Source organism: Ochrobactrum soli, from assembly GCF_003664555.1.
In the GTDB taxonomy this organism is placed as follows: Bacteria; Pseudomonadota; Alphaproteobacteria; order Rhizobiales; family Rhizobiaceae; genus Brucella; species Brucella teleogrylli.
This window is the reverse complement of the sequence record NZ_RCHH01000024.1, coordinates 14,552-36,179: the sequence shown is the minus strand read 5'-3', so window position 1 is coordinate 36,179 and position 21,628 is coordinate 14,552. Positions and strand designations below refer to the sequence as shown.

Sequence of the window (21,628 nt, the reverse complement as noted above, 5' to 3'; positions counted from 1 at the left end):
CGACAACCCACAGGGCGGGCCGTCTTGGGTAGCCCTGGGTTGTTGGTTGACGCTTATTCGAATTTTCGTATGGACCCCGTCTCGTCAGCACCCGCAGGCCAGACCGACTGTTCACGCCTTACATATCTTTTGATTTTCCCCGGCGTTTGACGAGGGTACCTGACTGCCTGAGGCGCTGTCCGATGTCCCGTCCCTACGCCTCTGGCTGCTTGTCTGACGGTGGGCGATCAGATCGTCGACGACAGCGGAATCGGCAAGCGGCGGGAAACGCGTTTTCGCGGCGTCGATTTAGCGCCCGCGGCAACGCCGTCGGCGACCAGACCACCTTGGAAGGAAACGCGCTCGTAGCAGTTTCGAATCTTGTGTCTGAAAGCGCGTTGACCGGCTAGACACCGGTCAACTTTGATCTTAGCGGGGGTCCTACAGGACCCGCCTTTAGAGGTTGTAGATCCGGCGGGAGTTACCGGAGCAGATGGCGAGCGCGATCGATTCTGCCCGCTTGTTCGTCAGGTCTCCCCGATCCACCCACTCCCCGAGGACAGCGGCCAAGGCGTTTCGGAACAGCCTCGCGCCCAGGTAATGAAGCTCGGCAAGCCCGAACGCATCCGAGCTGTACTGCTGTTTGTAGAAGGGCGTCAGCTCCATCGCCTGCGCGACGATCCGTGGAGCGGCAGGGCCCGTGAAGTTCTGGATAACCCCAATGTCGACATAGACGTTGGAGAAGACTTCAGCCATCCATCCCGCCTCGCGGATGAACGGGTAACAGTGCAGGAGGGTGATCGGAACGTCCCATTCCTCCATGGCCGCGATGAACGGCATGAACACCGTCGGATCGCATTTCGGCATGATGACGTCCTTGTCGCCGAAACCGACGTGGAGCTGCAGCGGGAACCTATGTTTGCGGCAGAGCTCGCCGGCTTGCCAAAGAGCAAACCGGATGAGCGTCTCATCCTCGAGCCGGCGCGAGGAGCCGTTTGTGAGCGCTGCAAGCCAGGTGTCCGCCGCTAAGACGACTTCCTGGTCACCCGGTCGGCTCTGGTCGATATCAAACGTCGTGCGGTAGGCCACGATTGATTTCAGACCGACGGCGCCGGCTGCACGTTCGGTCAGCAAACCGACAAAACCCGTCACCAGATCCTTGCCAGTCGAGACGCCGGATCTTGCGACCTCTTCCATCACCGCTTCGATGCGAACGACTTCTCGGCTGGCCACGCCGGTTGCGGCGGTCATCCCCTCGCAGTCGAAGATATGATCAGCTCGATGCCCCGTATCGATAAGCATCATCCTGACGCCGGTATCGCCACCGAGCCGCCGGGTGACTTCGGCCACGCCAAGCCTCGAGCGATGCTGCACGTAGGTGTCGGGATCCGAATGCGGCGGCAGTCCGAGCACGGGCGAGCACCATCTCTGGATCATCAGCCCAAGCGGCTTGTCGAACTGGCTGCAGTCCGGCACCCGCTTGTGCCCTTCGCTCATCAGTGCCTCGAATGCGGTGCGGTCGAGATCCGACTTTACAACGCCGTGGCAATGATGGTCGATCAGATCCAATCCATCGATAAACGATTGCATAGCATCCTCCTCAGTATGCCGTGCTGTAGCGCTTGAACAGCGTGGCCTCATCGTTCGCATAAGCCTGCTCACATTCCCACTTCTTCAGCCTGTTGTAGACGTCGAAGAGGGTTGGCGAGAACCAGGACTTGGCGCCTTCGTCTGCGTCGAGCGCGGCCAGTGCATTTTCCAGCGACGACGGAAGGGCCGTGATGCCGAGTTCCGCGAGCTGCTCCTTGGAGAGATCGGCCGGGTCGCAGTCGATCGGTCGGGGCAGCGGCGTCTTGTTGCGGATTCCATCCAGGCCAGCCAGCACGAGTGCTCCCAGGGTGAGGTAGGGCGAGGCGCAAGCGTCTGCCGGGCGATACTCGACGTTGTAGCCCTTCGCGCGACGGGCAGCGTCCGGCGAAGCAGACGGAGTGACGCGAAGCGCCGCTTCGCGGTTCTGGACCCCGATAGTCTTGAAACCGCAGCTCCACGCGTGCGGCCGCAGACGGTAGTAGGAAACCGGCGTCGGCGCGGTGATGGCGATGAGCGCGTCGAGATGGTTGAGAATACCCGCGGAGAAGTAGGCCGCAACCGGGCTCAGGCCGAGCGGCGCGGACGGATAGTGGGTGACGTTTTTGTGGTCGGCGTCCACGAGGCTGAAGTGAATATGCGCGCCGTTTCCTACCGCCTTCGGCGAAGGCTTCGGTGTGAAGCTTGCGCGCATGCCGAAATCGGCAGCGACCGCGCGGATAAGCTCGCGTGCGATCAGCGCCGCGTCGGCCGCAGCGACGCCAATCTTCGGGGCGCAGCTGATTTCGTACTGCGACGCGCCGTATTCGGGCTCTAGCGTTTCCGGCACCACACCGGCGTTGCGGAGAGCGGCGCAGCAAGCCTGCAGGAATTCGTTTCCGCGCAGCGCTGCACCCAGGCTGAAGCCCGACGGCACCGGCGAGTCTGCCGTGAGAAGGAATTCATGTTCGAAGCTGGCCGCTATCGTAAGGCCCGTTTCGGCATACAGGGCGTCGAGCGCGCGTTTATAGAACGTGCGTGCGCAGCAGTCCCAATCGCGGTCCGGCGCGCTCTTCGAGTCGCAGATCACCGCGCTCCACTCTGCGCCTGTAACCGCGCTCTTGTAGCTGAAGGCAGAGGACAGATCGGGGATCTGACGAACTTCGTCCATCGGACCCCAAGTGTTGTCAACAATGCTGCCGAACGCCGTCAGCGCCTGGCCGGCACACGCCCAGCCCAGACCCGTTTCAACCTTGCTCTCCAGGTCGTTCGTTGGCACACCGCGGGTGCGAGTCACACCGACGAGATCGCTCCACAACAGATAGGTGATGTTTTCCTTTGTCATCTCAGTTCCCCTTTTCGTAACTGAACCGATGTTGAAGTAGATCCGGACGGCTTTTCCCAAGTCTGTTGATTGCGTGCCGTCCGCGAATTTGCGTTAGCTGAGGGCCTTGGCCAAGCGCTGCGCCCATTCCCTGGCGTTCTGCTCATCCGAGATAAGGTCTTGGCGGAGCTCAATGAGTACGGAGTCCAATCCGCGGGCTTCGCCGTGGATTGGTATCGCGTAGTCCGCGTCTTCGGTGATTGTGTAGGGCACGTTCGCCCCAACGACCAAGCTGTTCTCTTCGTCCAGAACACTTAGGATCCTCTCGGCATATGCCCGAGATTTGTTGAAGAGCACGCCGCAATGCCACGGCCGGACGTCCTCCATATAAACCGGCGTAAAACTATGGATAGTCACGAGCCGGGTCTTGCGGTCGCGCCTCTTGTCGAGATGAGACGCGACGCAATCGTGGTAAGGATTAAAGATCCGGGTTTTCCTGCGCGTAACCTCCTCAGCGGAAATCCCGATGTTGCCCGGTATATCAGTCCGCTCCGAACGCACCGGAATGCTTGCCGGAACGTTGGCACCGTTCTCCGAAACCTCCGGCGGACGGTTTAAATCGATCAGCAGCCTCGAATAGGTCCCGAGAAACGCCGGCGCGTCGAGCAATGCCGCGAGATGACGCGTCACCGCCGCAGCACCGATGTCCCAGCCGATGTGACGGTGAAGTTCCGCCTCCGACAAACCAAGCCTGCCGTACTCTTCCGGCACGTAGGCGGAAGCGTGCTCGCACAACAGCACGATATCCGACGCACCTTGCTCGTTGACGATTTCGACGGCCGGAGGCCAGCCTTTTTCAGAATCGAAATCGCCAGCCTGCGGGGCCGCTGAATACGTCATAGTGTCCTCATAATGTAATCCGACATCGATAGGGCAGATGTGTAATTACTTACATTATGAGGAATATTTGTCTAGATTGAAAATCTACTTACAGTCAATTTTCAACCGTCACAGGGCGCATCAAACATTTCGCGCAGCCTTCCCGCCGTGGATCTTTGAGCCCGACTTTGGTCCGTTCGCAGGAGACCGAAGAAATTGCTTTCCGTCCTGCTGCGACGCCCGCTCTTCGCGCACGCTGTCGATCGTGACTCCGTTTGCTCCCCTGATGGATTCGAGCTTCTCAATTCTTCCGCGCATCTCGGAAGTCATATTGGCAACCATGCTGGCGACCAGCGCTTCCATCTGCGCAAGCGAGGGAACGAGAGTGTCGTATGGAGAGGCGACGTCCTGCGGAGCGATGATCGTCACTTCGGCAACTTCAGCGATCGGTGAGAGCCACTGGTCGGTGAAGAGAACGATCTTCACTCCATTCGCCGCAGCTTGCGTCGAATATTCCACGACGTCCCTCTGATAACGGCGGTAGTCAAAGACGACGAGGACGTCCTTACGACCCATGTCGACCAGGGTGTCGAACTCCTGAGCTGACAATGTATCAGCGTCGCGAACATTGCTCCGAAATTGAAGGAGATAGGAACCGAGCATGCCCGCCACATGGCGACTGAATCGACCGCCGAGCACGATAACCTGACGGGCGTCCATCAGCAGCTTGGCCGCTCGATCGTAAGTCGTTACCGGAGTCGCGCCGATCGTCTTTTCGACGAGGTTGGAAACCGAGCGGAGGTAGGTCAACACTGCGCCCTCGTCTCCCACCTGGGATTTCTTTGACTCCATCATCTGTAGAGGCGATTGCAGTCTCGTCTCCACGTCCGAGATCAACTTCGCCTGGAAATCGGGAAAGCCCTCGAACCCCAGCTTCACCACAAGGCGAGTAACCGTCGGATCGCTGACGCCCGCCTTCTTCGCAAGGCTATTCGCAGTCCCCAATCCCGCGATGGGATAGTCGGCCAGGAGGACTTGGACAATACGTTCTTCCGAGGGCGTGAGCGACAGGTCGGGCTGGCTCAGAATTTCTCTGACGGTCAAGGCGATCTCCTTTTAATCTTAAAAGGATATTGTCAAAGTACATGCAAAACGCAACGAAAAAGCCGTGCCTGTAGGTTTGACTACAAGCAGGCGAGTGGCCCGACACAATAGATCGGGGGGGATTAGCTGCGTTTTCCAGTTACGGCTGGAATAAGTCCATCAGGGCGGACCAGCAGAACAGCAATGACTCCTGACAAGACGATTGCGTCCCTGTATGGCGCTGCGTCGGGCGGCAAGACGGCCTGGAGGATGACTTCAGTCGCACCAAGAAGAAAGCCGCCAGCGACCGCGCCGCGCAGGCTTCCCAGACCTCCGACGACAGTTGCGATGAACGCCTTGAGCACCGGAATGAATCCCATCAGGGGATCAACGGATGCGCGTTGGGCAATCCATAGCATCGACGCCAGTCCGGCAAGTAGACCGGAAAGGAGGAACGCGATTGCAATCACCCTGCTGGCTGGGATGCCAACCAGGCGAACGACGCTGAAGTCCTCGGCCGCCGCCCGCATCGCCATGCCCATGGCGGTCCTCGACAGGAAGAATTCAAGAGCGAGAAGCGCCCCTACGGAAACGCAGATCGATATCATCGGTCCGACGCCGACCACGATCGGCCCGAAATCGATTGCGCCAGCCATCCAGTCCGGCATCGGGACAGGCTGCGGACGTGCGGAAATCCCGTTCTGGAGAATGACCTTGAGAAGACTCGATACCGCGAAACTCGTCAACAGCAGACTTGTGACGCTTGCGCCCCGAATAGGTCGGAAGGCGGCCCGCTCAATGATCACTGCGGCGATCGCTCCCGTGAGAATCGCCGCAGCCACAGCCAAGGGAAACGGCACGCCAAACAATAATGTTGCCAGAAGCGCGTAGCCCGAAACCGTCATCAGTTCGCCGTGTGCGAAGTTGATGAGTCCCACGATGGAAAACACGATGGCCAATCCGAGCGCTAACAGCGCATAGATGCCGCCGAGACTGACCGCGTTGATCAATTGCTGAAGGATCATTGTTCTCAAGCTCCCAGATAGGCTTGGCGCACGAGGTCGGACCCGGCAAGTTCTTTGGCCGACCCAGCCAAAACGATCTCGCCGTTGGCAAGTACTTTCGCCTTGTCCGCGATCTCCAATGCCAGTGCGACGTTTTGCTCTATGAGCAGAACGGTCAGTCCCGAGTCCCTGAGACGGGAGATCAGATCGAAAACCGTATCGATCACCTGGGGAGCAAGTCCCAAGGAGGGCTCATCGAGCATCAACAAATTAGGCTTCGCCATCATGGCACGCGCGATCGCCAGCATCTGCTGCTCGCCGCCGGAGAGGAATCCTCCTCTCACCCGGTAGTAGCGGCGCAGGATCGGGAAAAGCTCGAGCATTTGCTCTTCCCTTGACTTGGCCTCGGTGGCCGAGCCGGCGTGGGCGGCACCGCCCAGTCGCAGGTTTTCGGCAACGGTCAGACTTGCGAACACCCGCCTTCCTTCCGGTACGAGCGCGAGACCCTTTCGGGATATCTGCTCTGGCGGAAGCCCCTTGATGTCCTCGCCGTTGAACGAGATCCTATCAGCCGCACTTCCCACGAGCCCAGCGATTGCAGCGAGCGTGGAGCTCTTTCCCGCGCCGTTTGCTCCGACCAAGGCGATGATCTCGCCTTGGCCGATTGCAAGATCGACACGTTTGACCGCGTCCACCTCGCCGTAACTAACTCTCAGTCTTTCGACATCTAGCATGTGACCGCTCCTCCCGTGTCGATGTTACCTGCTCTCACGGCGAGGGCACGTCTGCAGCGTCAGGAATGAGCGTCGAGATGTATTGCGCCTCCCCGGCGCCATATCGCATCAGGACCACCGATCGGATTGGCATACCGGAGGTGCCTGCATACGTGATCTTTCCTGTCACGCTGTCGAAGTCCTTGAGAGATGCGATCGCCCCGCGGATGGCGTCCGGGTCGGCCGACCCGGACTGCCGCACCGCTTCGTCGATGATCAGTCCGATCTCGTAACCGTTCACCTCATAGGTCGATTCCGGTGGGTGACCTGTCGCTTTTGCAAACGCGTTGTTGAAGGTTTCGACCTTACTGCCAGGTGACGCGTATCCTGCCGCGGTGAACACGACACCATCGACCAGGTTGCCCAGCCCCTTGATGGAAGGCGTGTTGAGGGCGTCCGCGCCGTAAACCGGAACATCGACTCCAGCGGCACGGAGTTGCCGGATAAACGCCGGGAAGTCGGGTTCGAAGGCAGCCGTCATGATCATGTCGGGCTTTTCAGGCAGCGACTTGATTTTCGTCACCACGGCGGAGAAGTCTGGCTGCCCCATCGTGAACGTGCCGCGCTCTATGACTTTGCCGCCCTTGGCTTCGAAGACCTCGGCGAAGTACTCGGGAAGGCCGGCGGTGTAAGTCGAGTCGGGAGAGGTCAGGAGGTAGGCTGTGTGCTTCTCTTCGGACACAGCATACTCGGCAAGCACAGTTGCCTGAAGATTGTCAGCTGGATAACTGCCGAACATGACGTTGCCGACCGCTGTGGTCAGGACCGGCGCCGTTCCGCACAAGGTAATCGTCGCGATCTCGAGGGGAAGGGTTAGCTGTCCGATCGCGATCGACGGGTCCGCGTCGCACGGCGTGATCATCACCTTGACGCCTTCGTCCAGAAGTTCCTGCGCCGACGTGGCTGCCTGCGCCGTATCGGAGCGGGTGTCCTTGACCACAAGGCGCCCCTGGAACTTCCCTCCGAATCCACCACGGGCGTTGATCTCGTCGATAGCGTAGCGGAGACCCGCGAGAGCCGGCTGATCGTAAGGTGCAAGGACACCTGTCTGCGCGGTTGAGACACCGATCACGAGTTCCTCCGCTCTGGCGGTGGCGGTCGTTGCCATGAGTGCCATCAGAGCCGCGAAAACAGTCGCCGTGTAGTATCTGCTGTCGTATTTCATTGTCATGCTCCCCTTGTTGTCGCCTGGTTTTCCGGGCGTTGGAATTGCACCACCTTTGCGCTGCGGCTCCCGAGATAGGCGGCCACAACAGCAGGATCGTTTTGAACGTCGGATGGCTTTCCGTCAGCGATGACGCGGCCACGGTCGATGACCACGATGCGTTCGCACAAGGTCATCACCAGACGCATGTCGTGTTCGATGAGAATGATTCCGATGCCCCGTTCGGCACGCACCCTCAAAAGCGTTTCCGTGAGGGCTGCAGTTTCGACGGGATTCATGCCTGCGGCCGGCTCGTCCAGCAAAAGAAACCGCGGCTTCAGGACCAAGGCGCGCGCGATCTCCAGCCGACGGCGAAGGCCGTAGGCCAGGCTCTCCGCCGGTTGATCGGCATGCCCCTCAAGGCCCATCCTAGTGAGCTCGCGCCAAGCGGCTGCCTCGGCGGCTACAAGCGACGTCTCGACCTGTCTTGCCGCAACCACGACATTTTCCAGCACCGTCATCGACGCGAAAATGCGGATGTTCTGGAAGGTCCGCGCGATGCCAGCTCTCGCGAACTCGAATGAGCTATGCGCGCCCGTATCCGCGCCGATCGATACCGATCCTTCACTCGGTTGCACGTCTCCCGAGATGATGTTTATGAACGTGGTCTTGCCGGCGCCGTTGGGTCCGATGATGCCCGTGATGCAGTCGGGCGAGAACTTTAGCGAAATGTTGTCGACAGCAACGACACCTGCATATCGGCGTGACACCGCCTTCGCCTCGATTTCCCCTTCTCTCGCAACGCGGGTCGGCTCCTCGGCGACTGCGTCGGGACGCGCCCGCAGCCCGAGGCGACGCAGAATGTTCAACTCGCCTTTGCCAAACAGACCGTCGGGGCGACGCCAGATGATCACGATGATCGCGATCGCGAGGACTGCCTGGGTCAGGCCGAACAACGGCGGAAACGATACGCCCAGAAGAGATCCGCCCGCCTCGCCGCGTCGGACGATTTCAATCACGAAGGTTGTGATAACGACTCCAGAGAACGCGCCGATCGACGAATTCATGCCGCCGAGGATCAGCATTGCCAGCAGGGTGAAGCCGAGTTCGAAATAGAAGTCCTTCGGGGAAAACGCTCCGAGAAACTGGGCGAGCATTGCGCCCGACCCGCACGCCAGGACAACGCTCAGGACCCATGCGCCAAGGCGTACGGAGCTACGGCTCACGCCAACTGCGGCAGCGCCCCTTTCGTCGCTCGCCGAAGCGCGTGCGCCCAGACCGAACGAGGTGTCCCGAAACACACGGGCGGCGATGAGGGCGACCGCTGCAAGTGCGGCCCCGGTCACCAAGCCGACGTCACGCGGAACTCCATAGAAGGGCTGCGTGCCCCGCGTAATGTCGCGGCTAGCGGCCAGGAGTGAATAGATGATGATCAGCAAGGCCAGCGTTGAGATCGACGCGCTCGAACCCGAGAGACGCAGCAGCGGCAAACCGGAAATGAGGCCGACCGCGACCGCAATCACCGCGACTACCAGAAGCGCGCTCAGAAACGGAAGTTCATGTCCCGCCATGAAATGCGGAAGGTTTTTGAGGGTCGACGCCTGCAGCGCGGCCGGCATTGTGAGGATACCCGTTGCGTAGGCTCCAATGCCCAGAAAGCCGGCATGACCGAATGATACGATTCCGGTATTCCCGGAAAACAACTGGAGGCTGACCACGGCAGCAAGCAAGATGGCTGCATGGACGAAGACGCGTTGAGCAGCGGCATTGCCGAACAGCCAAAAGGTGGCCGCCGCGATTCCTAAAGCAAGCACCATTACGATCGAGTCCGCAAAGGCGTTGCGGATAGATCTGGACAGCCACGGCCGCCCCGCATTCTGCAACGATGTCATCGTCGCATCTCCTCCCATAGAGTTCTCATTCCAACCGCGGTTGGGTGTCGCCCGCGGCCAGTCAAACGAAGTGAATTGGTTCTCGACGACATGCGGAACCGTCCGCTCCCTTCTTCGGGTCGGAGTGTCAACCGAGGTCGTTTCTTTGTTCCCCAGCACTGCTGTTGTGCTGTTTTCAGCAGGAAACAACAGACGAAATCATATGTCAATATTCTTTCATGATTGACAGTTTGTGATTTCTATGGAAATTTTCTTACAGAGAAATCCGACGACGGATCCACTCGACCTCAAACAATCATTCGCCCGCGGACATGCTCCTTTTCTGGAGCACGCGGTCGCATAAGGGGAGCGTTTCGCAGATGGCGCAGGCTGGGAGTTCAATTCTCGTGCGAGACGCACGCGTGATCGCCGACATCGGCCGCTTGCGTTTTTCTCCCCTGACGGTGAAGGGCGGCAGAGGATCCTACCTGATCGAAGAAACCGGCCGTGAAGTGCTCGACCTTTCCGGCTGTGGCGGCGCGGCTATCCTGGGCTATTCGCACCCCACTGTCGCGGAGGCTATCGGCACGGCAGCGAAGAACATGGCCGGAGCGAGCCTGCTTTTGTACCCCAACGAAGCCGCTGTATCGCTTGCGGAAAAAATACTATCGATTGTCCCTGGTTCACCCGATCGGAGGGTCTGGTTCGGTCACTCTGGATCAGACGGTGGCGATTGTGCTCAGCGCGTAATCACCGCGGCGACCAAGCGTCCCAGGGTGATTTCGTTCATCGGCTCATATCACGGCAACCTCACGGGCTCGATGTCAGTCAGCGGTCACACGGCGATGACCCACACCCTTCCGCGAACAGGAACCGTCCTGATCCCCTATCCGGATCCATACCGTCCGGAGTTCTCAGCGGCCGAAGTGCTCAATCTGCTCGAGTACCAGTTCCGGACGACTTGTCCTCCAGAGCAGGTCGCGGCCGTCTTCATTGAGCCACTGCTGTCGGATGGCGGAGTCGTAGTGCCGCCGCCCGGCTTCTTGTCGGCCTTGCAGACGATCTGCAGAAAGCATGGAATTCTTGTCGTAGTTGACGAAGTCAAAGTCGGACTGGGACGAACCGGGCTCATCAACTGCTTCGAACACGAAGGTCTTGAGCCGGACATCGTAATTCTCGGGAAGGGTCTCGGCGGCGGCGTGCCGATGTCCGCTGTTATCGGCCCGAGGCATATCATGGACTATGCGACAGCCTTCGCGATGCAGACAACCGCGGGAAATCCGGTGTGTAGCGCGGCAGCGCTTGCGACGCTTTCCGTGATTTCTGACCTCGGTCTGGACCGGAGGGCCGCCTCCCTTGGCGAGCACTTCTGCCACAGACTGAGAGCACTCGCAGAGAAACACGAAATTATCGGGGACGTAAGAGGTCGCGGCCTGGCGATCGGCGTAGACCTTGTGCGCGACCGACAAACGCGGGAGCCGGTGCCTGTCGCGACCACCGCGAAAATCATCTATCGGGCCTACGAGCTCGGCGCCGCTTTCTACTACGTTGGGCTCCGAGCCAACATCCTCGAATTCATGCCGCCGCTGACAATTCAGCAAGAGGAAATCGAACAGGGCCTGGCCATCATCGGCCAAGCCATCGGCGACGTTGCGTCCGGCAATGTGTCCGACGCGGACGTCGCACCGTACATGATGTGGTGATTTTGAACCCCGCCTCATCATTGTCGACGCGGACCGGAGCCGCGTTTTGGAACCAACTTGAACTCACTGGAGGAAACCAATGCGCGACCCAAAGTATGACATTCTTTTCGAGCCCGTGCAGATTGGTCCGGTAAAGACGAAAAACCGCTTTTACCAAGTGCCGCACTGCAACGGCATGGGGCACGTTCACCCCTCGGCGATGGCGGGAATGCGCGCTGTAAAGGCCGAGGGCGGTTGGGGGGTGGTTTGCACCGAGGAGTGCGAGATCAGCCCACTGAGCGAGTTTTCTCCCTATATCGAAGCTCGTTTGTGGGAGGACCGGGATGTTCCGGCTCTCGCCAGGATGGCGGACGCGGTTCATCAGCACGGCTCCTTGGCCGGCATCGAACTGGCCTTCAACGGCTACTCCGCCCCCAACCGCTACAGCCGCGAAATTCCGTGGGCACCGTCGAATACGCCCGTGCGCTGTTATGATCCGGTCCAAGCGCGCGCGATGACGGCGAGCGACATTCGCGAGCTGCGCAACTTGCACCGCGCGGCCGCGCTGCGAGCTCGCGACGCGGGGTTCGATATTATCTATGTCTACGCGGGCCACGACCTCGGCCTCCCCTTCCACTTCCTTACACCGCACAACAACCGCCGCACCGACGAATATGGCGGCAGCGTCGAGAACCGCGTCAGGCTGCTGCGCGAACTGATCGAAGACACCAAGGAAGCGGTCGGGGACCGCTGTGCAGTCGCCGTCCGCCTGGCAGTTGACGAGCAGAGTGGCCGCGAAGGGCTTGAAAAGAGCGGAGACGGCGCAGCCATCTTCTCGCTCCTGGCGGAGTTGCCCGACCTCTGGGACATCAACGTCGCGGACTGGTCGAATGACAGCATCACGGCGCGATTCTCGAACGAAGGGTTCCAGGAAGAGTTCCTGACAGGGCTGAAGGCGCTCACGAGCAAGCCGATCGTCGGTGTCGGTCGTTTCACGTCGCCCGACACAATGGTCTCGCAAATTCGACGGGGCGTGCTCGATCTCATTGGGGCCGCACGCCCTTCGATCGCAGACCCCTTCCTTCCACGGAAGATCGAGACCGGGCGTGCCGACGAAATCCGTGAGTGCATCGGATGCAATATCTGTGTCACCGGGGATCACACCAGCACGCCCGTGCGGTGCACGCAAAATCCGACCATGGGAGAAGAGTGGCGGCGCGGCTGGCACCCTGAACGCATCCAGCCGAAGCGTTCGGACACCCGCGCGCTCGTGATTGGCTCCGGACCCGCAGGGCTTGAATGCGCCCGCGCACTCGGAACGCGGGGCTACGACGTGGCGCTCGTCGAGGCGACGCGCACTCTCGGCGGTCGTTTGGTTCGGGAGACCCGCCTCCCCGGTCTGGCGAGCTGGGGGCGCGTCATCGATTACCGCGTTGACGCCATCGGTAGGCTCGAGAATGTCGAGATCTACCGTGAAAGCCAGCTGACTGCGGACGACGTGATGGATTTTGGGGCTGAACACGTCTTCGTCGCGACTGGCTCCCGCTGGCGCAATGACGGACTTGGCCGAGAGATCCGCTACCCGCTGGAAGGCCTGGATCAGATAAAGGTCCTGACCCCCGACGACGTTCTGGCGGGAGCGGACCTTCCTGCGAAGGTCGTCCTGTTCGACGACGACCACTACTACATGGGAAGCGCTTTGGCGGAATTACTGCGCATGAAGGGCATTGAGGTGACGTTCGTCACGCCCGCGACGGACGTGTCTGCCTGGACGCACAACACGCTCGAGCAACACCGTATCCAAAAGCGACTGCTCGAGCTTGGCGTGCAGATCATAACCGCACATTCGATCGAGCGGATGGTCAGCGGTGGTGTTTCGTTGAGCTGTATCTATACCGGACGCACGAAAACGATCGAGGGCGAAGCGGTTCTGCTCGTAACGTCCCGCGAACCAGAACAGACACTCTACGACCAACTCCTTTCGAAGGCAGCCGAGAGAGAGGCTGCGGGCATCCGCACGGTCAAACTTATCGGAGACTGCAACGCGCCGGGGACCGTCGCCGCAGCTGTCTACGCCGGGCATCGCGCCGCGCGACTAACCGACGAGTCCGATGACAACGTCTACTTCAAGCGCGAACTGCCTGCGCTTGATGCGGCCTTTGCCTGACACGACAAACAGGATCAACAATATGAAAGCGCTTTTCCTCGGCTACGGTAACATGGGCAAGGCATTAGGAGAGGCTTGGTTGCGGTCCAAACTCGTCGCCAGCGTGACCGCGGTGAACCCGGCCCTTCCTCGTGCCACTCACGCCATTGTGTTTGCAAACATTGCTGACGTCGACACCGGGCCTTTCGACCTGATCGTGCTCGCAGTCAAACCCGCTATGGCGCGTGACGCGATCGCCTCCCTGCCGCTCACCTGGCTGGATGCGGCGACGGTGATCTCCGTCGCCGCCGGCGTTACTTTCGACGCACTTGACGACGGCGGGCGGGGGCAAATCGCCCTCGGTCGTGCGATGCCTAACACACCGGTGACCTCGGGCGTCGGATGTACCGGCCTATTCGCCAACGACTATGTTGGCGCGGCACAACGGGAATTGATCCAGCGGCTTTTCCAAGCAGTTGGCAAAGCCGTGTGGCTTGAAGAGGAAGCGCAGATTGATGTTGTCACCGCTTTAAGTGGCAGCGGCCCAGCCTACTACCATCTGTTCAGCGAGGCCTTGGTCGATGCTGGTGTGGCTTTGGGACTCTCCCCGGAGCTCTCGAAGGAACTGGTCGTCGCAACGGCGTTAGGTGCTGCTGCGCTACAGAACGAACCAGGGGCGAGCCTTTCATCGTTGCGTCATTCCGTGACCTCGCCCAACGGGACTACGGAGGCCGCAATACGCACGTTTGAGGCGGATCACAAACTTCGCTCGCTCGTAGGTGACGCGGCTCAGGCCGCGTGTCGACGCGCCCAAGAGCTTGCTCGGCAGAAGTGATCACAAACGGATTTCGCTTCGCGCGAAACTTAGAGGTACGATTCATGAAAATACTTGTGACGGTGAAGCGGGTCGTTGACTACAACGTCAAGATCCGCGTGAAGGCAGACGGTTCGGGCGTCGAGCTTGGGAACGTGAAGATGTCGATGAACCCCTTCGACGAGATCTCGGTCGAGGAAGCTCTCAGGCTGAAGGAAGCCGGCAAGGCCGATGAGGTCGTCGTCGTTTCCGTCGGTCCGGCCAAGGCCGAAGAGACGCTGCGCACGGCGCTGGCCATGGGTGCCGATCGCGCCATCCTGGTCGAGACCGAAGACCAGGTCGAGCCGCTCACTGTGGCCAAGATCGTCAAGGGTGTTGCCGACGCCGAACAGCCGGAGCTGATCATCGTCGGCAAGCAGGCGATCGATGACGATTCCAACCAGACCGGCCAGATGCTGTCCGCTCTTCTCGGCTGGGCGCAAGGGACCTTTGCCTCCAAGGTCGAGATCGGTGACGGCAAAGCGCCAGAGGGCACTGCAAGGGTGACGCGCGAAGTCGACGGCGGTCTGCAGACCATCGACATCAAGCTGCCGGCGGTCGTTACCACCGACCTGCGGCTCAACGAGCCGCGCTACGCCTCGCTGCCGAACATCATGAAGTCGAAGAAGAAGCCGCTCGACAAGAAGTCGCCGGCCGACTTCGGCGTCGACACGTTGGCCCGCCTCAAGGTGCTGAAGACCGAAGAACCGTCGGACCGCAAGGCCGGCATCCAGATCAAGTCAGTCGCCGAGCTCGTCGAGAAGCTCAAGTCCGAAGCCGGCGTGCTTTAAAGGTTCGAGAAAGGGAGATCTATCCATGGCCATTCTTCTTCTGGCTGACCACGACAACAACCACCTTTCCGACCAGACCGCCAAGACGCTGACGGCCGCCGCTCAGATCGCCAAGGAAAAGGGAAGTGACGTGCACGTCCTGGTCGCCGGGGCCGGCGCCAACGTTGCAGCCGAACAGGCCTCCAAGCTTGCGGGCGTTGCCAAGGTGCTCGTCGCTGACGACGGGTCGCTTGCCAACAATCTTGCAGAACCGCTTGCAGCGCTGATCGTTTCGCTTGCCGGCAACTACGACACCATCGTTGCGGCCGCGACCTCGGTCGGCAAGAACGTCATGCCGCGTGTTGCAGCGCTGCTCGACGTCAGCCAGGTCTCCGAAATCATCGAGGTCGTCGCCGCCGATACATTCAAGCGCCCGATCTATGCCGGCAACGCCGTCCAAACGGTGCAGACGATGGAAGCCAAGCGCGTCATCACCGTGCGCACGACCTCTTTCATTTCCGCCTCCCAAGGCAACTCGGCTGCTGTCGAACAGGTCCCGACAGCAGCCGCTTTTTCTCTATCCACATTCGTCGGCGACTCGCTGTCGTCGACCGACCGTCCGGAGCTGACCTCGGCCAAGGTCATCATCTCCGGTGGCCGTGCGCTCGGCTCATCGGAAAAGTTCCAGGAAGTCATCCTGCCGGTTGCCGACAAGCTCGGGGCTGCCGTTGGCGCAAGCCGTGCTGCCGTCGACGCCGGCTACGCTCCGAACGACTGGCAGGTCGGCCAGACCGGGAAGGTCGTCGCACCCGATCTCTACATCGCCTGCGGCATTTCCGGCGCGATCCAGCACCTCGCCGGCATGAAGGATTCGAAGGTCATCGTCGCAATCAACAAGGACGAAGAGGCGCCGATCTTCCAGGTCGCCGACTACGGCCTGGTTGCCGATCTTTTCGACGCCCTGCCGGAGTTGGACAAGCTGATTTAACAACGAGCTTTCGAGTGACCGTCCCTGCAAGTTCGCCGCTCGGTTAGTGGAGCAGGCGGCAACCACCGCCGCCTGCTCCATCCACTTAATTTGCCACGGAACGTCGTTTCCGGACAGACTGACATAATGAGGCAACGAGGATCGACGGGCACATCGCGCTCACCCATCATCTGTTCAAGATCGCGGTAGCTGATCCCATAGCGGCAACACCACCGCACCGCCCATAAAATCACGTCACCCTGAAAATGGCGCCACTTGAAATCGCTCATCAAAAGTCTCGCTGAAAATTGTCTGCACTCTTTCGGACATCGGCAATTTTTTTGCAACAGAGCCCTTCATGTCGAGCCCCTCGATCTTCCCGTGCCTTTCCGTGGCCCGAGAAAGAATGCATTTACGCGATGTTGCAGGGCACGGAATTTTTCACCGCGCGATTTCAGCATATGCTCCTCAAGCAACGGGATGCCAGTGACATGCACCAGCAGCCAATACATCTGGATCGGAGCAAGCAGAGACAGCCAGCTCCATGACGATGCGGTAATTGCCATCAACGGCCACGCGCACCAGAACAGCCATTCAAAGAAATAGTTTGGATGTCTGGAATAAGCCCAAAGACCGGTTTCTGACTGATAAGGTCGGACGTCTTTCGGTGTATCGTATGGGTGCCTTGTTCTCGCTTCTCTGGTCCATCCCGGCCTGGTGGATGTTCAGCACTGGCGATGCCACACTTATCACTATAGCGCTCGTCGGCGGTTTCACTATTGGGGCACAATCTATGCTGGGTTCTCAATGCGCTCATTTTGCGGAACTGTTTGGCAACCGATACCGTTACTCGGGTGTCGCTTTGTCGCGTGAAATAGGAGCCATGCTTGCCGGGGGACTGGCACCGTTGCTGGGGCTCTGGCTTGTTGGTCTGTCGGGTGGCCAGTATTGGGTAATGGGCGTTTACATGGGTGTACTGTGCTTGCTGACATTGATTGGCACGCAGTTATCGACGGAAACACGGGGACGTGGCCTTACTGCATTGGAAGATGCGATTGGCAAAGGCGCTTCGCTCAATCGCTGATTGAATAAAGAGCGGGTGATCCGCTTTTGTCACCCGTTCCCATTCGCGCCTTCTGATTGCCAGTCAAGAATATTCCGGAGTTGGTTTTGAAAACCTAGGTCGGCAAACGTGAGGCCCGGCGGGGGACGTGCCGGGCCTCGTTTCGGAAAGGCGTTTTGGGGTAATTACCTTTCCGAATTTTCCGCAAAGCTCGAATGGCTGCCTGATTTGGCTCCTACTCAGCCGCGAGCGCTGATGGCGCGGTTGACACGTCTGCTTCTTTCACTGCCCCCTCCGCCGACGGCTGAATTCTGAACCATGCCGCATAAAGGGCTGGAAGGAATAGCAGGATCATAGCGGTCCCGACAGCTGTCCCGCCAATCAGCGTATAGGCCATTGAGCCCCAAAACACTGAATGGGTCAGCGGAATGAAGGCGAGTACGGCTGCTAGCGCCGTCAGGATAACTGGACGCGTACGCTGAACTGTCGCCTCGATGATGGCGTGATAATCATCAAGACCGGCAGACTGGTTTTCCTTTATCTGTTCGGTGAGGATCAGTGTGTTCCGCATCAAAATTCCTGCAAGACCGATCAAACCGAGGATGGCATTAAAACCGAAGGGTTGATTAAAGATCAGCAGAACCGGGACAACGCCTGCAAGCCCTAGCGGCGCGGTCAACATGACCATCGTCATCGTCGACAAGCTCCTGACTTGCAGGATAATGACGATCAGCATTGCTGCAATCATTGCGGGGAAAATCTTTACGAGAGCTACGTTGGCCTTGAGTGACTCCTCAATATTCCCCCCCATTTCAATGCGGTAGCCAACAGGAAGCGACGCTATCAAAGGCTGAAGAGCCGTCATGATCTCTTGAGAAACCTCTGGAGGCTGGGTTGCTTCATCGATATCGGATCGAATGGTCACAACAGACATCCGGTCCCGACGCTTTAAAATCGGTTCCTCCATTCGAATTTCGGTGTGGCCTATCTGATCGAGTGGAATCTGGCGACCATCCCGGCTCATGAGCGAGAAGTCTCCCAATCGGGACGGATCCAGTCTGGTCGACCCAGCGCTTCTGCCCACAACTGGCACATCACGGATGTTTTCGCGAACCTGCGTCACGGGAAGGCCGCTTAGAAGCAACTGCAACTGTTGTGCTGCTTCGACCGGTGACAGGCCGATCAGCTTCAGGCGATCCTGATCCGGTATGAAGCGAACGACCGGCGTGCGGTTACCCCAATCCCGATTGGGCTGACGCACATCTGGCACCGTCTTCATTATGGCAAGCGCCTGTTCCGAGAGCTTGTACAGTTGTGCCGGATCGGGTCCGATGATGCGAAATTCAACCGGAAAGGGTGTATAGGGACCAAAAACAAGCTGCGTTACACGTACGTAAGCTTCCGGCGCAAGACCCTGCGATATAGCTTCGCGAAGTCGGTGTTTGAGTTCCTCGCGTGTTTCTGCGTTCGGCGTCAGAACAACTATTTTTGCAAAAGCCGGATCAGGCAATTCCGGAGCCATGGCGAAGAAGAAACGTGGTGCACCCTGCCCGACATAGCTGGTGACAATCTTTGCTTCCGGTTGCTCCTTCAGCCAATGTTCCAGTTTTTCGACCGTAACCGTCGTTGTCTCGATACTGGTACCTTCAGGCATCCGTATTTCGACCAGAACTTCAGGGCGATCGGACGTGGGAAAGAATTGCTGTTTGACGGCGCCCATACCGACAACCGAGAGCGCCATCAATATACCCACGATCGCGCAGGTCATGTATTTATGACGAACGGCAAACTCGATTGTATGCCGCAGGCGACGGTAGTTTGGCGTATTGTAGATCGCGTGATGTCCGCCTTCCACGGGCTTGATTGCGGGGAGCAGTTTCACACCAAGATATGGCGTGAACACAACTGCGACAAACCACGACACGATCAGAGCGAAGCCCACAATCCAGAATATATTACCGGCATATTCGCCTGCGGTCGAACGCGCAAAACCGACGGGCATAAGGCCAATAATCGTCACGAGTGTGCCAGACAGCATGGGTGCAGCGGTATGGCTCCACGCGTAGGCAGCAGCCTTGATACGATCCATACCTTCTTCCATCTTAACGACCATCACCTCGATCGCGATGATGGCATCGTCGACAAGCAAACCGAGCGCAAGAATGAGCGCACCGAGCGTGATACGGTCAAAAAACCGGCCCGTCTCCAGCATTATGAGGAACACCACGGCCAGCGTCAGCGGAACAGCCAGTGCAACAACAATTCCTACCCGCCAGCCAAGACTGACTAGGCTGACGAAGAGAACCACGCCAAGTGCCATTGCGAATTTGAGCATGAATTCACCGACAGCAGCATCAATATTCACCGCCTGATCGCTTACCTTGTCGAGCGTCATTCCGAGAGGCAGAGACTGCGCAATCGTTGCCGAGCGTTCTTCCAATGCCTTTCCAAGGTCAAGTCCGTTCCATCCCTGTTGCATGACCACACTGAGCATTATTGCGGGTTCGCCCTGATGACGGATCAGATAGGTCGCCGGCTCCTCATAGCCGCGTCTTACTTCTGCAATATCCGACAGCTTTAATGTACGTCCAGCTGAAACAATCGGGGTTTCAGCAACAGACTGGATGCTGTTGTAGGCCCCATCAAATCTTATGAACACCTGAGGCCCGCGTGTATTGATGGAACCAGCCGGCGTGACCGCATTTTGCCGTTGCAAAGCCGTCGCTATATCCTGTGCCGTGATACCAAGTGTGGCCAGCTTCGCGTAAGAAAACTCGACGAATATCTGCTCGGGACGTTCGCCAAGGATATTGATTTTCTTGACACCCGGAACGTGCAGCAGATCCTGGCGAATTGTTTCTGCCTGACGCACGAGGTCGCGCATAGGCATTCCTTTGGCCTTCAGTGCATAAAGGGCGAAACTAACATCAGAATATTCGTCGTTGACGAAGGGGCCAAAGACGCCCGCTGGCAGATTGCGCGCTTCGTCACCGAGTTTCTTGCGGGCCTGATAGAACTCTCCCTCAACTGCATTTGCGGGCGTGTTATCTTTCAACGTGACGGTCAGATATGCGTATCCGGGACGGGTCGTCGTTTCGACCCGATCATACCAGGTCAGTTCCTGTATTCGCTTTTCAAGCGGTTCGGCGACGAGATCCTGCATCTCACGTGAAGTTGCGCCTGGCCACACCGCTGTGACGGTCAAAGTCTTGATCGTAAATGAGGGATCTTCCGCACGGCCGAGGCTCAGAAATGCGTAAACACCTGCAGCCGCCAGCAATATGATGAAGAACAAAGTTACGGCACGTTCACGCACCGCCAATGCAGACAGATTGAAGTTCATTGGTTTGCTACCTTCATCTGTTGCTCGGTTCGAACGGCATCACCTTCCGTGAGGAGATGCGCGCCGAGTGCAACGATCTGCTGTCCGGCTTCGACACCAGAGACGAGAGCATCCTCCTGGCCTATCTCTTCAATTGTCACCGGAACCAGATGGACTGTGGAGGTCGCCGAATTAACGACCCACACGCCAGTTCTGTTTCCATCGTCCAGAACAGCGCTGACGGGAACCGAAATACCGGTAGCCTGACTGCTATCCGAAATCTCGACCGTAACCGTTGACCCAAGAGGCGCAGACGCGGCCGCCCCTTCGAGCACATAGCGCGCTTCATAGGTTCGGGTTTGTGCGTCAGCAGAATCCGATATCTGACGAAGGCGCGCGTTACCGCCACTTTCGCCATTTCCATAGATGTTTGCTCTGGCAACGGATCCGAGCTGGGGCCTCAATGTCTCAGGCAACCAGACGACTGCCTCGCGCGGACCATTGTGAGCAAGTTGAACCACGGTCTGGCCCGCGACGACAACCTGTCCCGGTTCGCCCAGAGTGTTTACGACCGTACCGTCAGCATCTGCAGTCAGGACCGAATAGCTGGCTTCGTTTTCTGCAACGCGGGCTTCTGCCTCTGCGGCCGATAGCTGAGCCGCAGCCGTGTCGAGAGCAGCCTTTGCCTGTTCGTAGCGCTGCGGCGTCGCTGCCAGTCCTTTTCTAACCAGGATCGCATAGCGCAGTTCGTCCGCCTGAGCCTGTACGAGGAGTGCCCGTGCGACATCAACTGCATTTCGCTTCGCAGTCAATGCCAACTGCAAATCTGTCTCATCAATACGCATAAGGGCTTGTCCAGCCTTGACTTGCTGTCCGACGTCCACCAGGCGCTCAACAATTTTCCCCGGCACACGAAACCCGAGATTGCTCTGGATTTTTGCTTCGACCGTACCGGTAAATGAACGTGTCTGGGAGCTGGCTGACTGTGCGGTCACCAGACGCACCAGAGCTGGTGCACTACGTGGATCGGCATCGGTCCGCTCATGGCCGGGTACTTCGAAAAAAATGAACGCAGCGACACCCAATGCAGCAATGCCACTGCCTAATGTCAAAACGTGTTTGCGCTTCATAGCAAGTGGACCTTCTAAACGGACAAATGCGATTGATTTAGATTGCGATTAACATCTAAATTTGTTATAGAT

The 21,628-nt window shown here is 58.8% G+C and carries 16 protein-coding genes and 2 pseudogenes; 6 read left to right on the top strand and 12 right to left on the bottom strand.

Annotated elements, in window-relative coordinates; all coding sequences use genetic code 11:
• Positions 1 to 435 precede the first annotated feature (435 nt).
• From D8666_RS22365 to D8666_RS22330, 8 genes are all read right to left on the bottom strand, one after another.
• Complete coding sequence (locus D8666_RS22365; protein ID WP_167836166.1) at positions 436 to 1,569, bottom strand: amidohydrolase family protein; 1,134 nt, start codon at positions 1,567 to 1,569, stop codon at positions 436 to 438.
• Between the two features lie 10 nt (positions 1,570 to 1,579).
• On the bottom strand, positions 1,580 to 2,890 hold the full coding sequence (locus tag D8666_RS22360) for a type I glutamate--ammonia ligase (protein WP_121539496.1): 1,311 nt from the start codon (positions 2,888 to 2,890) through the stop codon (positions 1,580 to 1,582).
• A gap of 93 nt (positions 2,891 to 2,983) precedes the next feature.
• The gene (locus tag D8666_RS22355; RefSeq protein ID WP_121539495.1) at positions 2,984 to 3,769 is read right to left on the bottom strand and encodes an N-formylglutamate amidohydrolase; all 786 of its coding nucleotides are present in this window, start codon (positions 3,767 to 3,769) and stop codon (positions 2,984 to 2,986) included.
• Positions 3,770 to 3,889: 120 nt separating this feature from the next.
• The gene (locus D8666_RS22350) at positions 3,890 to 4,852 is read right to left on the bottom strand and encodes a MurR/RpiR family transcriptional regulator (RefSeq protein WP_121539494.1); all 963 of its coding nucleotides are present in this window, start codon (positions 4,850 to 4,852) and stop codon (positions 3,890 to 3,892) included.
• A 122-nt stretch (positions 4,853 to 4,974) separates the two neighbouring features.
• Positions 4,975 to 5,856 carry a branched-chain amino acid ABC transporter permease gene (locus tag D8666_RS22345; RefSeq protein WP_121539493.1) on the bottom strand — a complete coding sequence of 294 codons (882 nt, stop codon included), beginning with the start codon at positions 5,854 to 5,856 and terminating at the stop codon, positions 4,975 to 4,977.
• A gap of 5 nt (positions 5,857 to 5,861) precedes the next feature.
• Entirely contained in the window at positions 5,862 to 6,569 is a 708-nt protein-coding gene (locus D8666_RS22340; protein ID WP_121539492.1) for an ABC transporter ATP-binding protein, read from the bottom strand.
• A gap of 34 nt (positions 6,570 to 6,603) precedes the next feature.
• Positions 6,604 to 7,773 carry an ABC transporter substrate-binding protein gene (locus D8666_RS22335; RefSeq protein WP_121539491.1) on the bottom strand — a complete coding sequence of 390 codons (1,170 nt, stop codon included), beginning with the start codon at positions 7,771 to 7,773 and terminating at the stop codon, positions 6,604 to 6,606.
• A gap of 2 nt (positions 7,774 to 7,775) precedes the next feature.
• Positions 7,776 to 9,644: a branched-chain amino acid ABC transporter ATP-binding protein/permease gene (locus D8666_RS22330; RefSeq protein WP_121539490.1), complete on the bottom strand. Its 1,869-nt coding sequence runs from the start codon at positions 9,642 to 9,644 to the stop codon at positions 7,776 to 7,778.
• A gap of 359 nt (positions 9,645 to 10,003) precedes the next feature.
• Here D8666_RS22330 and D8666_RS22325 point away from each other — a divergent pair, with 359 nt between their 5' ends.
• From D8666_RS22325 to D8666_RS22305, 5 genes are all read left to right on the top strand, one after another.
• The gene (locus tag D8666_RS22325; RefSeq protein WP_121539489.1) at positions 10,004 to 11,326 is read left to right on the top strand and encodes an aspartate aminotransferase family protein; all 1,323 of its coding nucleotides are present in this window, start codon (positions 10,004 to 10,006) and stop codon (positions 11,324 to 11,326) included.
• Positions 11,327 to 11,405: 79 nt separating this feature from the next.
• Positions 11,406 to 13,472, top strand: a complete 2,067-nt coding sequence (locus D8666_RS22320) for an oxidoreductase (protein ID WP_121539488.1) — start codon at positions 11,406 to 11,408, stop codon at positions 13,470 to 13,472.
• Between the two features lie 22 nt (positions 13,473 to 13,494).
• On the top strand, positions 13,495 to 14,286 hold the full coding sequence (gene proC, locus D8666_RS22315; RefSeq protein ID WP_121539487.1) for a pyrroline-5-carboxylate reductase: 792 nt from the start codon (positions 13,495 to 13,497) through the stop codon (positions 14,284 to 14,286).
• Positions 14,287 to 14,330: 44 nt separating this feature from the next.
• Positions 14,331 to 15,095, top strand: a complete 765-nt coding sequence (locus D8666_RS22310; protein ID WP_121539486.1) for an electron transfer flavoprotein subunit beta/FixA family protein — start codon at positions 14,331 to 14,333, stop codon at positions 15,093 to 15,095.
• Positions 15,096 to 15,120: 25 nt separating this feature from the next.
• Positions 15,121 to 16,062 carry an electron transfer flavoprotein subunit alpha/FixB family protein gene (locus D8666_RS22305; RefSeq protein WP_121539485.1) on the top strand — a complete coding sequence of 314 codons (942 nt, stop codon included), beginning with the start codon at positions 15,121 to 15,123 and terminating at the stop codon, positions 16,060 to 16,062.
• 140 nt (positions 16,063 to 16,202) lie between these two features.
• Here the strand turns inward: D8666_RS22305 and D8666_RS22300 are convergent.
• Positions 16,203 to 16,331: pseudogene (locus D8666_RS22300) on the bottom strand (IS6 family transposase); the annotation flags it as partial.
• 66 nt (positions 16,332 to 16,397) lie between these two features.
• Positions 16,398 to 16,682: pseudogene (locus D8666_RS22295) on the bottom strand (DUF1295 domain-containing protein); the annotation flags it as partial.
• Between the two features lie 26 nt (positions 16,683 to 16,708).
• Between D8666_RS22295 and D8666_RS22290 the strand changes: the two are divergent.
• On the top strand, positions 16,709 to 17,125 hold the full coding sequence (locus D8666_RS22290) for an MFS transporter (protein WP_209446020.1): 417 nt from the start codon (positions 16,709 to 16,711) through the stop codon (positions 17,123 to 17,125).
• A gap of 214 nt (positions 17,126 to 17,339) precedes the next feature.
• Here the strand turns inward: D8666_RS22290 and D8666_RS22285 are convergent, their stop codons facing one another.
• Entirely contained in the window at positions 17,340 to 20,447 is a 3,108-nt protein-coding gene (locus D8666_RS22285) for an efflux RND transporter permease subunit (protein WP_121539484.1), read from the bottom strand.
• Positions 20,444 to 21,556: an efflux RND transporter periplasmic adaptor subunit gene (locus D8666_RS22280; protein WP_121539483.1), complete on the bottom strand. Its 1,113-nt coding sequence runs from the start codon at positions 21,554 to 21,556 to the stop codon at positions 20,444 to 20,446. The genes D8666_RS22285 and D8666_RS22280 overlap by 4 nt, the downstream gene beginning before the upstream one ends.
• Positions 21,557 to 21,628 lie beyond the last annotated feature (72 nt).

Bases quoted from the DNA above. Each gene is read 5' to 3' on its own strand.
- D8666_RS22365 (WP_167836166.1), bottom strand. From the start codon at position 1,569: ATGCAATCGTTTATCGATGGATTGGATCTGATCGACCATCATTGCCAC.
- D8666_RS22360 (WP_121539496.1), bottom strand. From the start codon at position 2,890: ATGACAAAGGAAAACATCACCTATCTGTTGTGGAGCGATCTCGTCGGT.
- D8666_RS22355 (WP_121539495.1), bottom strand. From the start codon at position 3,769: ATGACGTATTCAGCGGCCCCGCAGGCTGGCGATTTCGATTCTGAAAAA.
- D8666_RS22345 (WP_121539493.1), bottom strand. From the start codon at position 5,856: ATGATCCTTCAGCAATTGATCAACGCGGTCAGTCTCGGCGGCATCTAT.
- D8666_RS22340 (WP_121539492.1), bottom strand. From the start codon at position 6,569: ATGCTAGATGTCGAAAGACTGAGAGTTAGTTACGGCGAGGTGGACGCG.
- D8666_RS22335 (WP_121539491.1), bottom strand. From the start codon at position 7,773: ATGAAATACGACAGCAGATACTACACGGCGACTGTTTTCGCGGCTCTG.
- D8666_RS22330 (WP_121539490.1), bottom strand. From the start codon at position 9,644: ATGACATCGTTGCAGAATGCGGGGCGGCCGTGGCTGTCCAGATCTATC.
- D8666_RS22325 (WP_121539489.1), top strand. From the start codon at position 10,004: ATGGCGCAGGCTGGGAGTTCAATTCTCGTGCGAGACGCACGCGTGATC.
- D8666_RS22320 (WP_121539488.1), top strand. From the start codon at position 11,406: ATGCGCGACCCAAAGTATGACATTCTTTTCGAGCCCGTGCAGATTGGT.
- proC (WP_121539487.1), top strand. From the start codon at position 13,495: ATGAAAGCGCTTTTCCTCGGCTACGGTAACATGGGCAAGGCATTAGGA.
- D8666_RS22310 (WP_121539486.1), top strand. From the start codon at position 14,331: ATGAAAATACTTGTGACGGTGAAGCGGGTCGTTGACTACAACGTCAAG.
- D8666_RS22305 (WP_121539485.1), top strand. From the start codon at position 15,121: ATGGCCATTCTTCTTCTGGCTGACCACGACAACAACCACCTTTCCGAC.
- D8666_RS22285 (WP_121539484.1), bottom strand. From the start codon at position 20,447: ATGAACTTCAATCTGTCTGCATTGGCGGTGCGTGAACGTGCCGTAACT.
- D8666_RS22280 (WP_121539483.1), bottom strand. From the start codon at position 21,556: ATGAAGCGCAAACACGTTTTGACATTAGGCAGTGGCATTGCTGCATTG.